This is a genomic window from Flindersiella endophytica (genome assembly GCF_054779015.1).
Window position 1 is genome coordinate 181,270 of sequence record NZ_BAAGYY010000018.1, and the last position, 14,136, is coordinate 195,405.

Genomic DNA, 14,136 nt, shown 5'->3' on the forward strand with positions numbered 1-14,136 from the left:
CTGGGGTCTACCTTGAACTTTCTTCAGCAACCGGGACGACAGGCTTGGGGTCGGTCACCCCGACGGTCTGCATCGTGTCTTGCACCGCCGGCGAGATGACGTCGAGCACCGGCTTGGGGAACAGCCCCAGGCCGAGCAACAGCACCACCAGCGGCGCGATCGCGACGACCTCACGCGGGCGCAGGTCCTTGACCTGCTTCACCGACTCGACGGTCGGCCCGGTCATCGTGCGCTGGTAGACGATCAGCATGTAAAGGGCGGCGAGAATGACCGCGCAGGTCGCGATGATCGCCTGGACCCGCAGCTCCGGCCGCGCGAACGTGCCGGCCAGCGCGAGGAACTCGCTGACGAACGGCGACAGGCCGGGCAGCGAGAGCCCGGCCAGGCAGGCGAACAGGAACGCGCCGGACAGCTTCGGCGCCACCTGGTCGACGCCACCGAAGTCGCTGATCTTCGCCGAACCGCGCCTGGAGATGAGGTAGCCCGCGATCAGGAACAGCGCGGCCGTCGACAGCCCGTGGCTCACCATGTAGAACGTCGAGCCGGTCTGGGCCGTGCTGGTCATCGCGAAGATGCCGAGCACCATGATCCCGAAGTGGGAGATCGACGTATACGCGATCAGCCGCTTCAGGTCGCCCTTCAGCACGCCCTGGCCGATCGCCAGCGCGGCACCGTAGACGACCGAGATCACCGCGAGAATGACCACGGCCGGCGTTGCCCACTGAGAGGCCTCCGGGAACAGCTGCAGGCAGAACCGGATCATGCCGAACGTGCCGATCTTGTCGAGGATCGACACCAGCAGGACGGCCGTGCCCGGTGTCGCCTCGCGGGCGGTGTCCGGCAGCCAGGTGTGCACCGGGACCATCGGCGCCTTGATCGCGAACGCGACGAAGAACGCGATGAACAGCCAGCGCTGCGTGGTCGGGTCGATGTCGAGCTTGGTCAGGTCGGCGAGCAGGAACGACGGCTTGCCGTCGGTCTGGCTGTAGGACACGGCGTAGAGCCCGATGACGCCGGCCAGCATGACCAGGCCACCGACGAGGCTGTAGATCAGGAACTTGACCGCGGCGTACGCCCGGCCCGCACCGCCGTACGACCCGATCAGGAAGTACAGCGGGATCAGCGTGGCCTCGAACAGGATGTAGAAGAGGAACACGTCGGTCGCGACGAACACGCCGAGCGCCAGCGTCTCGAGCGCCAGCACCAGCGCGAAGTACGTCTTGACGCTCCGCTTGCCGCCCTCGGCCTCGTTCCAGCCGGCCAGCATCACGACGGGCACCAGCAGCGCGGTCAGCAGGAACAGCACCAGCCCGATGCCGTCGACACCCACCGCGTAGTGCACACCGAACTGCGGGATCCAGGACGCGTCGTCCTCGAACTGCATGCCGGCCTCGGGGATGTAGCCCACGCCGACGATCGCCGCCAGCACCAGCGTCGCGAGCGCGAACACGAACGCGACCTGCTTGCCCAGCTTGTCCTTCCCCTTCGGGATGAACGCCAGCACCAGTGCGCCGACCGCCGGGAGCAGCGCGGTCACCGTCAACCAAGGCAGCATCACTTGTCACTCCGTTCCGGGGTGTTTCTCACGACAGCCTCACTGCGAGCATCGCGACGACGACGAAGGCTGCGCCTCCGAGGATCGCCAGGGCGTACGAGCGGACGAAACCTGTCTGCATGCGGCGCAGCCGGTCGGACATGCCGCCGGTGAACGCCGCCAAGCCGTTGACCACACCGTCGACGCCCTTGTCGTCGACCGAGACCAGCACCCTGACCGTCTCCTCGCCGGGCTTCATCAGCACGACCTCGTTGAAGTCGTCGCCGAACAGGTCACGGCGGGCCGCGATGGTGATCGGCGAGCCCTTGGGCGCGGTCTCCGGGATGTCGCGGTCGCGACCGAACAGCAGCCACCCGATCAGGATGCCGACGACGACGACCGCGAGCGTCATGCCGGTCATCAGCAGGAGCGACAGCGGCGGCTCGACGTGCTCGCCGTGGACGACCGGCTCCAGCCAGACGGCGATCGCGTTGCTGACCAGCAGCAGTCCACCGGCCGCGGACAGCACCGCCAGCAGAATCAGCGGGATCGTCATGACGCTCGGCGACTCGTGCGGGTCCACGTCCTTCTCCCACCGCTTCTTGCCGAAGAACGTCATGAACATCAGGCGGGTCATGTAGAACGCGGTGATGCCGGCACCGAGCAGTGCGCAGATCCCGATCCACGTGTTGTGCGAGAACGCGGCCTCGATGATCTTGTCCTTGCTCCAGAAGCCGGCGAACGGCGGGATGCCGATGATCGCGAGGTAGCCGATCGCGAACGTGACGAACGTGATCGGCATGGCCTTGCGGATCGCGCCGTAGCGGCGCATGTCGACGTTGTCGTTCATGCCGTGCATGACCGAGCCGGCGCCGAGGAACATGTTGGCCTTGAAGAAGCCGTGCGTCAGCAGGTGGAAGATCGCGAAGCCGTAGCCGATCGGGCCGATGCCCGCGGCGAGCATCATGTAGCCGATCTGGCTCATCGTCGAACCGGCCAGCGCCTTCTTGATGTCGTCCTTCGCGCAACCGATGATCGCGCCCATCAGCAGCGTGATCGTGCCGACCAGGACGACGGCGGTGCTGGCGACCTCGGTCTCGGCGTAGATCGCGTTCGACCGGGTGACGAGATAGACCCCGGCGGTCACCATCGTCGCCGCGTGGATCAGCGCCGACACCGGGGTCGGGCCCTCCATCGCGTCCAGCAGCCAGGACTGCAGCGGGAACTGCGCGGACTTACCGCAGGCGCCGAGCAGCAGGAGCAGGCCGATCGCGGTGACGATGCCCTGGCTCGCTTCGCCGATGCCGCCGAACACGCCGGAGAACGACGTGGTGCCGAACGTCGCCAGCATCAGCATGGCCGCCAGCAGGAAGCCGACGTCACCGACACGGTTGACGACGAACGCCTTCTTGGCCGCGGTGGCCGCGGAGTGCTTGTGCTGCCAGAACCCGATCAGCAGGTACGACGCGAGACCCACGCCCTCCCAGCCGACGAACATCACCAGGAAGTCGTTGGCGAGGACCAGCGTCAGCATCGCCGCGACGAACAGGTTGAGGTAGCCGAAGAACCGGCGCCGGCGCGCGTCGTGCGCCATGTAGCCGATGGAGTAGATGTGGATCAGGCTGCCGACACCCGTGATCAGCAGCACGAAGCTGACCGAGAGCTGGTCGAGCTGCAAGCCCGCGGAGACGTGGTAGCCCGGCAGCGGGATCCAGTCGAAGAGGCTCTGCTCGACCCCGCGGTGCTCGGGATCCTGGCCCAGCATCTGGAAGAACATCGCGGCGCCGAGCACGAACGACGCGAGCGGTGTCAGGCACCCCAGCAGGTGGCCCCACTTGTCGGCGAACCGTCCGGTCAGCAGCAGGATCGCGGCCGAGATGGCGGGCAGCGCGATCACCAGCCACAGCAGGGCGGAGACTCCAGACGCCGCGGCCACAGTGTTCTCCTGTGCGAAAGTCACGGTGCTCACGTCTTTCCGTCAGAACTTCAGCAGGCTCGCGTCGTCGACCGAGGCCGAGCGGCGCGTGCGGAAGATGGTCACGATGATGGCGAGCCCGATCACGACCTCGGCCGCGGCGACCACCATCACGAAGAACGCCACGATCTGGCCGTCGAGCGTGCCGACCTGCCGGGCGAAGGACACGAACGCGAGGTTCGCGGCGTTCAGCATCAGCTCGATGCACATGAACACGACGATCGCGTTGCGCCGGACCAGCACGCCGAGCGCACCGATCGTGAACAGCAGCGCCGAGAGAACGACGAACGGTTCCGCGCTCACTTACCCTCCCTCGGGCCGTACGTCCGGGTCTCGGTCGACGAGTCCTCACCGAGCGAGCGCTCGATCTCGGGCACGTCGTCGGCGTAGCGCTCCGGCTGCCGGGTGGTGCCGCGGGCGACCAGCACCCTCGACACCGAGCCGGGGGCGGCCGTGCCGTCGGGCAACAGCGCCGGCGTGTCGACCGCGTTGTGGCGGGCGAACGTGCCGGGTGTCGGCTGCTGGCCGGGGTGCTTGCCGGTCTCGGCGTAGTCCTTGAACCGCTTCTCCGCGAACTCGGCCTGCGTGGTCTTCCGCGTGAGCCGCTCGCGGTGGGCCAGCACCATCGCGCCGACCGCCGCCGTGATCAGCAGCGCGCTGGTGACCTCGAAGACGAAGACGTACTTGGAGAAGAGCAGTCGCGCGATCGCCGGGATGTTGCCGTCGGGTGCGGCGGCGTCGAAGCCGACCGGTTTGCTCAGCGTGATCTGGCCGAGCGCGACCATGATCAGCACCCCGAACACGACGGCCGCCGCGATCGCCCACCAGCGCTGGCCGCGCAGGGTCTCGACCAGCGAGTCGGACGCGTCGACGCCGACCAGCATCAGCACGAACAGGAACAGCATCAGGATCGCGCCGGTGTAGACGATGATCTGCACCGCGAACAGGAACGGCGCGTCCTGGCTGGCGTACAGCACCGCGAGCGACATCATCACGCCCGCGAGCAGCAGCGCGCTGTGCACTGCCTTACGCGAGATGATCATGCCGAGCGCGAACAGGACCGCGAGCGGTCCGAGGATCCAGAAGGCCACGCTCATTTGGCCGCCTCACTCGGTTCGGTCAGCTGCGCCGTTCCCTCTTCTTGGCCCGTTCGGTCGGACCAGCCCGGCAACCCCGTGCCGCGGTAATAGTCCTTCTCGTCGTCGCCGAGCCACATCGCGTGTGGCGGCGCCTCCATGCCGGGCAGCAGCGGCGCCAGCAGGTCCTGCTTCTCATAGATCAGGTCGGCGCGGTTGTCGTCGGCGAGCTCGTACTCGTTGGTCATCGTGAGCGCCCGGGTCGGGCAGGCCTCGATGCACAGACCGCAGAGAATGCAGCGGAGGTAGTTGATCTGGTAGACCTTGCCGTAGCGCTCACCAGGCGAGAAGCGGCCGGCACCGGCGAACTCTCCCTCGTCGGAGTTGCTCTCACCCTCGACGTAGATCGCGTCCGCGGGACAGGCCCAGGCGCACAGCTCACACCCGATGCACTTCTCCAGCCCGTCAGGGTGCCGGTTGAGCTGATGCCGGCCGTGGAACCTCGGTGCGGTCGGCTTCTTCTCGAAGGGGTACTGCTCGGTGAAGGTCTTCTTGAACATCGTCCGGAACGTGACGCCGAATCCGGCGACCGGCGCAAATAGCTTCTTCAAGCCACCTGGCTCGTCCCTCGAACTAGCCACGGGACTCCTCCTGGCTGTTTGTCTCCGAAGCGGACGCTTCTTCTGGGGCCTTCGTGGCGGTAGCCGTAGCCAGCTGCGGCTCCCGCCAGTCCGGTAGCTCCTGGCCTGGCATCGGCGGGACAGGGTAGCCACCCGCGAACGGGTCGAACTCCTCGGGCTCGCCTGCCTTCGCCTTCTCCTGGTCCTCGCGTTTGGCCGCGATGTTGTCGTAGACGATCGAGGCGAGCAGGACGACCACCACGATCGCCGCGATCGTGAAGAAGAACTGCCGCTGCATCTGGGCGTTCAGCATGGCGCGGGCGGTGGCGACGAACAGCGTCCACACCAGCGCGATCGGGATCAGCCACTTCCAGCCGAGCTTCATGAACTGGTCGTAGCGCATCCGCGGCAGGGTTCCGCGCAGCCAGATGAACACGAACATGATGCAGACGACCTTGCCGAAGAACCACACGACCGGGAGCCAGCCCTCGTTGGCGCCGTCCCAGATCGAGATCGGCCAGGGGGCCCGCCAGCCGCCGAGGAACAGCGTGGTCGCGACCGAGGAGACGGTGACCATGTTGATGTACTCGGCGAGGTAGAACGCGGCGTAGTTCATCGAGGAGTACTCCGTGCCGAACCCGGCGACCAGCTCGCCCTCGGCCTCGGGCAGGTCGAACGGCGCCCGGTTGGTCTCACCGACCATCGAGACCAGGTAGATCAGGAACGACGGGAGCAGCACGATGGCGTACCAGCTCGGCAGGTGCAGCGTGACGCCGCCGAACACCGCCGAGCCGCCGGACGCCTGGCTCTCGACGATCTGCGAGGTCGACATCGAGCCGGAGTAGAGGAACACCGCGACGAACGACAGCGACATCGCGACCTCGTACGAGATCATCTGCGCCGACGACCGCAGCCCACCCAGCAGAGGGTAGGTCGAGCCGGACGACCACCCGCCGAGGACGATGCCGTAGATGCCGATCGAGGCCACCGCCAGCACGAACAGGACGCCGACCGGAAGGTCGGCGAGCTGCAGCGGCGTGCGGTGCCCGAAGATGCTGACCTCCGGCCCGAACGGAATCACCGCGAACGTCAGGCAGGCCATCGTCACCACGAGGAACGGCGCCAGCAGGAACACGACCTTGTCGGCCTGCTTGGGGATGAAGCCTTCCTTCAGCGACAGCTTGATGCCGTCGGCCAGGCTCTGCAGCAGACCGAACGGCCCGTGCACGTTGGGGCCGATCCGGTGCTGCATCTTGGCGACCACGCGGCGTTCGAACCAAATGTTGAACAGCGTGAGCAGCACCAGCAGGACGACGATGACGACGGCCTTGATCAGGATGATCCACCACGGGTCCTTGCCGAACGCCGACAGGTCGTCAGCGGCCAGCAAGGTGGTGGTTGCGGCAGTCATGCGGCACCTCCGATGGACACGATCGCGCCGGCGTCGACGCCGAGCACTTCGCGAATTCTGGAACCTGCGGAGTTGGTGGGCAGCCACACCACGCCGTCGGGCAGGTCGGCCACCTCGAGCGGGAGCACCACCTGGCCGCGGTCGGTCGAGACCGAGACCGCCTGGCCCTCCTCGAGTCCGAGACCACCGGCGGTGGCCGCCGACAGCCGTGCGAACGCCGGGCGGGCCGTGGCCGCGAGGTTCGGGTCGCCGTCCTGCAGCCGGCCGTTGTCGACCAGCTGGTGCCAGGTCGCGAGCACGACCTGGCCGGAGCCGGGAGCCTGCGGCACGCTGGGCGCGACCGCCGGACGCTCGACCCGGGCGCCGTCCCAGGCGCCGAGCTCGGCGAACTCGTGCCGGGCCGACGCGACGGTGTTGAAGCCGAGCGGCTTGCCGATCTCGTCGGCGATGCCGGCCAGCACCCAGAGGTCGGACTTGGTGCCGTACTCCGTGAGCGCCGCCTCGAACGACCGGATCCGGCCCTCCCAGTTGACGAACGTGCCGGGCTTCTCGGCCACGACCGCGACCGGGAACACCACGTCGGCCAGCTCGCTGACCTCGCTGGCGCGCTGCTCGAGGCTCACCACGAACGGCGTGCGCTCGACAGCCGCGCGGGCCAGCTTCGGGTCGGGCAGGTCGGCCAGCTCGACGCCGCCGACGATCAGCGCGTCGACGTCGCCCTGGCGGGCAGCCCGCAGGATCCGGGTCAGGTCGCGGCCAGGAGCCGCCGGCAGGTCGCCGGCTTCCCACGCGGCACCGACGTCGACCCGGGCGGCCGCGTCGGTGACCGGACGTCCGCCGGGCAGCAGGCCCGGGAGGCAGCCGGCGTCGAGCGCACCGCGCTCACCGGCCCGGCCCGGCACCCAGGCGACCCGGGCACCGGTGGCTTCGGCCAGCTTGAGCACGGAGGAGAACGCGCCCTTGCTCGCCGCCAGCCGGCCACCGGCCAGGATCACCGACGGCCCGTCGCGCAGCTCGACCGAGCAGACCCGGCCGTTGCCGTCGAGACCGCTCTCGCGGCCGCCGACCGCGAGCGCGTCGAGCACCTCGGCCTCGGTGCCCGGCGCGGCCCGCAGCAGCGTGCCGCCGAGCTTGGTCAGGCCCTTGGTGGTGTACGGCGCGATCGACCAGACCTGCGTGGGGTTCTTGGCGTTGGCCGCCTTGCGCAGGCGGAGGAAGACGATGCCTGCCTCTTCCTCGGGCTCCAGGCCGACCAGCAGGACCGACTTGGCGTTCTCGAGGTCGCGGTAGGTGACGCCGAGCCCGGTGCCGGCGACCGCGGCGGCGAGGAACTGCTCCTCTTCCTCCGAGTGCGGCCGGGCGCGGAAGTCGATGTCGTTGGTGCCGAGCACGACCCGCGCGAACTTGGCGTAGGCGTAGGCGTCCTCGGCTGTGATCCGGCCGCCGGTCAGTACGGCCGCGCTGCCGTCGGAGCCGCGGGCGCCGGCCAGGCCCTCGGCCGTGACCTGGAACGCCTCCGACCAGGAAGCGTTGCGCAGCTCGCCGGTCTCGCTGTCGCGGACCAGCGGGTTGGTGATGCGGTCCTTCTGCGTGGCGTACCGGAACGCGAAGCGGTCCTTGTCGCTGATCCACTCCTCGTTGACCTCGGGGTCGTCGCCGGCGAGCCGGCGCATCACCTTGCCGCGTCGGTGGTCGACGCGGATCGCCGCACCGCACGCGTCGTGCTCGGCGATGCCCGGCGTCGACACCAGATCGAACGGACGGGAGCGGAAGCGGTACTGCGCACTGGTGAGCGCGCCGACCGGGCAGATCTGGATCGTGTTGCCGGAGAAGTAGCTCTGGAACGGCTCGTTCTCGTAGATGCCGACCTGCTGCAGCGCACCGCGCTCGAGCAGCTCGATGAACGGGTCACCGGCCACCTGCTGGGAGAACCGCGTGCAGCGCGCGCAGAGCACGCAGCGCTCGCGGTCGAGCAGCACCTGTTTGGAGACCTCGACCGGCTTCTGGTACTCCCGCTTCTTGGCATCGAACCGCGACTCGCCACGGCCGTTGGACATCGCCTGGTTCTGCAGCGGGCACTCGCCGCCCTTGTCGCAGACCGGGCAGTCGAGCGGGTGGTTGATCAGCAGGAACTCCATGATTCCCTGCTGCGCCTTGTCGGCCACCGTCGACGTCAGCTGCGTCTTGACGACCATGCCCTCGGCGACCTCGATCGTGCAGGACGCCTGCGGCTTGGGGAAGCCGCGGCCGTTGCCGGCATCGGTGATCTCGACCAGGCACTGGCGGCAGGCGCCAACGGGGTCGAGCAGCGGGTGGTCGCAGAAGCGCGGGATCTGGATCCCGACCGTCTCCGCGGCCCGGATCAGCAACGTGCCCTTCGGCACGCTCACCTGCACGTCGTCGATGGTGAGCGTGACGAGGTCGGTTGCCTGCTCGGCCTTTACGACCGCCTCTTTGGGGTCAGTCATGCGGAAACTCCTGCAGTCTCTTGACTCGTTGCAAAGAGTGTGGAGGCATTCGGGTCGAACGGGCAGCCGCCGTTCTCGAAGTGCGCGAGGTACTCGTCGCGGAAGTACTTGATCGACGAGGTGATCGGCGCGACCCCACCGTCGGCGAGCGCGCAGAACGACCGGCCGGCGATGTTGTCGCTCAGGTCGAGCAGCAGGTCGAGGTCTTCCTCGCTGCCGTCGCCGTTCTCCAGGCGCTCGAGCTTCTGCACCAGCCACCAGAAGCCCTCGCGGCAGGGCGTGCACTTGCCGCAGGACTCATGCTTGTAGAACTCTGTCCAGCGCAGCACCGCGCGCAGCACGCAGACCGAGTCGTCGAAGCACTGCAGCGCGCGCGTGCCGAGAATGGAGCCCGCGGCCACGACGCCTTCGTGGTCGAGCGGAACGTCGAGGTGGTCCTTGGTGAGCATGGGCGTCGAGGAGCCGCCAGGCGTCCAGAACTTCAGCTCGTGGCCGTCGCGCATGCCGCCCGCGAGGTTGAGCAGCTCGCGCAGCGTTGTGCCCATCGGCGCTTCGTACTGTCCGGGCCGCTTGACGTGACCGGACAGGGAGTAGATCACCGGGCCCTTGCTCTTCTCGGTGCCCATCGAGGCGTACCACTCGGCACCGTGCCGCAGGATGCCCGGCACGCTCGCGATCGACTCGACGTTGTTGATCACCGTCGGGCTGGCGTAGAGGCCTTCCACGGCAGGGAAGGGTGGGCGCAGCCTCGGCTGGCCGCGGCGGCCCTCGAGCGAGTCGAGCAGCGCGGTTTCCTCACCGCAGATGTAGGCGCCGGCGCCGGCGTGCACCACGACGTCGAGGTCGTAGCCCGAGCCGAGCACATCCTTGCCGATGTAGCCCGCGGCATACGCGTCGGCGACCGCCTGCTGCAGGCGGCGGATGACGTGCAGCACCTCGCCGCGTACGTAGATGAACGCCATCCGGGCCCGGATGGCGAACGAGGAGATGATCACGCCTTCGACCAGCGTGTGTGGACTGGCCAGGAGGAGCGGGATGTCCTTGCAGGTGCCCGGCTCCGACTCGTCGGCGTTGACCACGAGGTAGCGCGGCTTCTCACCCAGCGGCGGCAGGAAGCCCCACTTCATGCCGGTCGGGAAGCCCGCGCCTCCTCGACCGCGCAACACGGAGTCCTTGACCAGCTGGACGATCGCGTCGGGCTCCATGCCGACCGCACGCTTCAGCTGCCGGTAGCCGCCCTGGTCGGTGTAGGCGTCGATCGTCCACGAACGCTCGTCGCCCCAGTTCTTCGTGAGATTGGGCGTCAGCGGATCGGTCACTGCTTGTCTCCTCCGTCCGGCGCCGACCAGCCGTTCTCCCTGGCCAGCTCGAGACCCACGAGCGACGCGGGACCCGCGGACGGGCCCTCGTCGGCGCGGCCGTCGTTGAAGCCGGCGAGCACGCGTTCGGCCTGCCGCCAGGTGCAGATCCGCGCGCCGCGGGACGCCTGCACTTCCTTGCCACCGCGCAGCTCGTCTACCAGCTGACGCGCCTTGTCCGGAGTCATGTTGTCCATGAGCTCCCAGTTGACGGTCATCATCGGCGCGAAGTCGCAGGCGGCGTTGCACTCGATGTGCTCGAGCGTGATCTTGCCGTCCTCGGTGGTCTCGTCGTTGCCGACACCGAGGTGTTCCTTCAGGCTCGCGAAGATCTGGTCGCCGCCCATCACCGCGCACAGCGTGTTGGTGCACACGCCGACGTGGTAGTCGCCGACCGGACGCCGCTTGTACATGGTGTAGAACGTGGCGACCGCCGCGACTTCGGCGGCGGTGAGGTCGAGCAGCTCGGCACAGGCTTCGATGCCTTCGTTGCTGACGTACCCCGCCTCACTCTGCACCAGGTGCAGCATCGGCAGCAGCGCCGACCGCTTCTGCGGATAGCGCGCGATGATCTGGCGCATCTCTTCCCGGGTCTGCTCCGAGATAGCGGATGCGTCCCTGCTCGTGTTCTTTTCGAAGGCTGGCCGGTCGTTGCTCACCGGTCGACACCACCCATCACGGGGTCGATGCTGGCAACCGCGACGATCACATCGGCGACCATAGCGCCTTCGCACATCGCGGCCGCGGACTGCAGGTTGACGAACGACGGGTCGCGGAAGTGCGCCCGGAACGGCCGCGTGCCGCCGTCGGACACCGCGTGGCAGCCGAGCTCACCGCGCGGCGACTCCACCGCGAAGTAGGCCTGGCCGGCCGGGACCCGGAAGCCCTCGGTCACCAGCTTGAAGTGGTGGATGAGCGCCTCCATGGACTCGCCCATGATGTGGCGGATGTGCTCGAGCGAGTTGCCCATGCCGTCGGGTCCGACCGCGAGCTGGCTCGGCCAGGCGATCTTCTTGTCGGCGACCATCACCGGGCCTGGCGTCTTCTCCAGCCGCTCGATGCACTGCTCGACGATCTTCACCGACTCCCACATCTCGTTCAGCCGGATGCGGAAGCGGCCGTACGCGTCGGGCGTGTCCCAGGTCTGGACCTCGAAGTCGTAGGTCTCGTAACCCCAGTAGGGCTGCGTCTTGCGCAGGTCCCAGGGGTAGCCGGTGGCCCGCAGCGGCGGGCCGCTGACGCCGAGCGCCATGCAGCCGGCCAGGTCGAGGACACCGACGTCGCACAGCCGGCCCTTGAAGATCGGGTTGGCGTTGCAGAAGTCGGCGTACTCCGGGAGGTACTTGCGCATCCACTTGACCCAGTCCTTGAGCTGGGTCAGCGCGTTATCGGGGATGTCCTGGGAGACACCGCCCGGCCGGAAGTAGGCGCTGTTCATGCGCAGGCCGGTGATCAGCTCGAACAGGTCGAGCGTCTTCTCCCGCTCACGGAAGCCGATCGTCATGACGGTGAGCGCGCCGATCTCCATGCCGCCGGTCGCGATCGCGACCAGGTGGGAGGAGACGCGGTTGAGCTCCATCATCATCACGCGCAGGATCTTCGCCCGCTCGGTGATCTGGTCCTCGATGCCCAGCAGCTTCTCGACGGCGCCGACGTAGGCCGCCTCGTTGTAGAACGGGCTGAGGTAGTCCATCCGCGTGCAGAACGTGACACCCTGCGTCCAGCTCCGGTATTCCATGTTCTTCTCGATACCGGTGTGGAGGTAGCCGATCCCGGCTCGCAGGTCCTTCACGGTCTCGCCGTCGAGCTCGAGGATGAGCCGGAGCACGCCGTGCGTCGACGGGTGCTGCGGGCCCATGTTGACGATGATCGTTTCGTCCTCGGACTCCGCGGCGGCCGCCGAGATCTCGTCCCAGTCCTGGCCGGTGACGTTGTAAACCGCGCCTTGCGTGGTCTCGCGTACGCCGGCGTAGGGGTCCTGCTCGGTCTCCGCGGCGCTTCCGGGGCTCGCTGTGTTTTCAGCGTTTTCAGCCTGTGTGGTCATCAGTTGTAGCTCCTCCGCGTGTCGGGAGGCGGAATCGTCGCGCCCTTGTACTCAACCGGGATGCCGCCGAGCGGGTAGTCCTTGCGCTGCGGGTGACCAGGCCAGTCGTCCGGCATCTGGATCCGGGTCAGCGCGGGGTGACCGTCGTAGATGATCCCGAAGAAGTCGTAGGCCTCCCGCTCGTGCCAGTCGGCGGTTGGGTAGACGCCCACGACCGAGGGCATGTGCGGGTCGGCGTCGGGTGCGGTGACCTCGAGCCGGATCCGCCGGTTGTGCGTCATCGAGAGCAGGTGGTAGACGGTGTGCAGCTCGCGTCCCTCGTCGCCGGGGTAGTGCACGCCGGAGACGCTGCTGCAGAACTCGAACCGCAGGCCCGGGTCGTCGCGCAACGTCTTGGCGACGGTGACGATGTGCTCGCGGCGTACGTAGAGCGAGAGCTCGCCACGGTCGACGACGACCTTCTCGATGGCGTAGTCCCAGCTCTCGTCCTCCGGCAGGACTTCGGCGAGCCGGTCGGTCACCTCGTCGAACCAGCTGCCGTACGGAGGCTCGGTGCCACCCGGCATCGCGACCCGCCGCTGCAGCCGGCCGTAGCCGGAGGTGTCACCCGTACCGCTGACGCCGAACGCGCCCCGGCGTTGGGCGATCACCTCGGGCTGTCCGGCGTCCCGCTTCTCCGGGAGGAGCTCCTCCGAGGACGAGGCGTCGGTCACCTCCTGCGGGTGTTTCTCGTCGCTCATGCGAGCAGGCCCTTCATGTCCGACGTCGGCGCGGCGGTGAGCGCCGACTCCTCGCGCTCCTGGAACTCCTTGCGGAGGTTCGGGCCGAGCTTGCCGTGCTGGATCTTGTCGTGCAGCTTGAGGATCGCGTCGATCAGCATCTCCGGGCGGGGCGGGCAGCCCGGGAGGTACATGTCGACCGGCACCACGTGGTCGACGCCCTGCACGATCGCGTAGTTGTTGAACATGCCGCCGCTGCTCGCGCAGACGCCCATCGCCAGCACCCACTTCGGGTGCGGCATCTGGTCGTAGATCTGGCGGAGTACGGGCGCCATCTTCTGGCTCACCCGGCCGGCGACGATCATCAGGTCCGCCTGCCGCGGTGACGCCCGGAACACCTCCATGCCGAACCGGCCGGAGTCGTAGCGCGGTGCGCCGAACGTCATCATCTCGATGGCGCAGCACGCCAGGCCGAACGTGGCCGGCCACAACGACGCCTTGCGGAAGTAACCGACGACACCTTCAACGGTGCTCAGCAGCACACCCGACGGCAGTTTTTCCTCTAGTCCCATTCGAGACCTCCTCGACGCCACACGTAGGCGTACGCGACGAACACGGTGACGATGAACAGCGCCATCTCCACCAACCCGAACAGCGCCATCTGGTCGAAGGTGACGGCCCAGGGGTACAGGAAGATGATTTCGATGTCGAAGACGATGAACAGCATCGCGACGATGTAGTACTTGACTGGGAACCGCCCGCCGCCCGCCGGCTGTGGTGTCGGCTCGATGCCGCACTCGTACGAGTCGAGCTTCGCGCGGTTGTAACGCCGTGGTCCGACGAGGAACGACGGAATCCACGACGTGATGACGCCGAACGCTCCCGCGACCAGGAGGAGCACGAGGATCGGCACATACAACTCCATGAATCC

At 67.9% G+C, this 14,136-nt stretch carries 13 protein-coding genes; all 13 read right to left on the reverse strand.

What is annotated here, in order from left to right:
• Positions 1-7: 7 nt before the first annotated feature.
• The 13 genes from ACYVF6_RS19940 to ACYVF6_RS20000 are packed head-to-tail and all read right to left on the reverse strand — an operon-like array spanning position 8 to position 14,130.
• Complete coding sequence (locus tag ACYVF6_RS19940) at positions 8-1,558, reverse strand: NADH-quinone oxidoreductase subunit M (protein ID WP_460523437.1); 1,551 nt, start codon at positions 1,556-1,558, stop codon at positions 8-10.
• Between the two features lie 25 nt (positions 1,559-1,583).
• A complete protein-coding gene (nuoL, locus tag ACYVF6_RS19945) occupies positions 1,584-3,494 on the reverse strand; it encodes an NADH-quinone oxidoreductase subunit L (protein ID WP_460523698.1) in 1,911 nt (636 codons plus the stop codon).
• Between the two features lie 18 nt (positions 3,495-3,512).
• Positions 3,513-3,812, reverse strand: coding sequence for an NADH-quinone/ubiquinone oxidoreductase subunit 4L family protein (nuoK, locus tag ACYVF6_RS19950; protein WP_460523439.1), 300 nt, complete (start codon positions 3,810-3,812; stop codon positions 3,513-3,515).
• A complete protein-coding gene (locus tag ACYVF6_RS19955; protein WP_460523441.1) occupies positions 3,809-4,606 on the reverse strand; it encodes an NADH-quinone oxidoreductase subunit J in 798 nt (265 codons plus the stop codon). Before ACYVF6_RS19955 ends, nuoK begins: the two co-directional genes overlap by 4 nt.
• Positions 4,603-5,226, reverse strand: a complete 624-nt coding sequence (nuoI, locus tag ACYVF6_RS19960) for a NuoI/complex I 23 kDa subunit family protein (RefSeq protein WP_460523443.1) — start codon at positions 5,224-5,226, stop codon at positions 4,603-4,605. Before nuoI ends, ACYVF6_RS19955 begins: the two co-directional genes overlap by 4 nt.
• Complete coding sequence (gene nuoH, locus ACYVF6_RS19965) at positions 5,219-6,616, reverse strand: complex I subunit 1/NuoH family protein (protein ID WP_460523445.1); 1,398 nt, start codon at positions 6,614-6,616, stop codon at positions 5,219-5,221. The genes nuoI and nuoH overlap by 8 nt, the downstream gene beginning before the upstream one ends.
• Positions 6,613-9,084, reverse strand: a complete 2,472-nt coding sequence (locus ACYVF6_RS19970) for an NADH-quinone oxidoreductase subunit G (RefSeq protein ID WP_460523447.1) — start codon at positions 9,082-9,084, stop codon at positions 6,613-6,615. Before ACYVF6_RS19970 ends, nuoH begins: the two co-directional genes overlap by 4 nt.
• Positions 9,081-10,403, reverse strand: a complete 1,323-nt coding sequence (nuoF, locus tag ACYVF6_RS19975; protein WP_460523449.1) for a complex I 51 kDa subunit family protein — start codon at positions 10,401-10,403, stop codon at positions 9,081-9,083. The genes ACYVF6_RS19970 and nuoF overlap by 4 nt, the downstream gene beginning before the upstream one ends.
• Positions 10,400-11,101, reverse strand: a complete 702-nt coding sequence (gene nuoE, locus ACYVF6_RS19980; RefSeq protein WP_460523451.1) for an NADH-quinone oxidoreductase subunit NuoE — start codon at positions 11,099-11,101, stop codon at positions 10,400-10,402. The genes nuoF and nuoE overlap by 4 nt, the downstream gene beginning before the upstream one ends.
• Positions 11,098-12,486: an NADH-quinone oxidoreductase subunit D gene (locus tag ACYVF6_RS19985; protein ID WP_460523453.1), complete on the reverse strand. Its 1,389-nt coding sequence runs from the start codon at positions 12,484-12,486 to the stop codon at positions 11,098-11,100. Before ACYVF6_RS19985 ends, nuoE begins: the two co-directional genes overlap by 4 nt.
• Entirely contained in the window at positions 12,486-13,226 is a 741-nt protein-coding gene (locus tag ACYVF6_RS19990; protein WP_460523456.1) for an NADH-quinone oxidoreductase subunit C, read from the reverse strand. Before ACYVF6_RS19990 ends, ACYVF6_RS19985 begins: the two co-directional genes overlap by 1 nt.
• Positions 13,223-13,777: a NuoB/complex I 20 kDa subunit family protein gene (locus ACYVF6_RS19995; protein WP_460523458.1), complete on the reverse strand. Its 555-nt coding sequence runs from the start codon at positions 13,775-13,777 to the stop codon at positions 13,223-13,225. The genes ACYVF6_RS19990 and ACYVF6_RS19995 overlap by 4 nt, the downstream gene beginning before the upstream one ends.
• Positions 13,768-14,130, reverse strand: coding sequence for an NADH-quinone oxidoreductase subunit A (locus ACYVF6_RS20000; protein ID WP_460523460.1), 363 nt, complete (start codon positions 14,128-14,130; stop codon positions 13,768-13,770). The genes ACYVF6_RS19995 and ACYVF6_RS20000 overlap by 10 nt, the downstream gene beginning before the upstream one ends.
• Between the last annotated feature and the right edge of the window lie 6 nt (positions 14,131-14,136).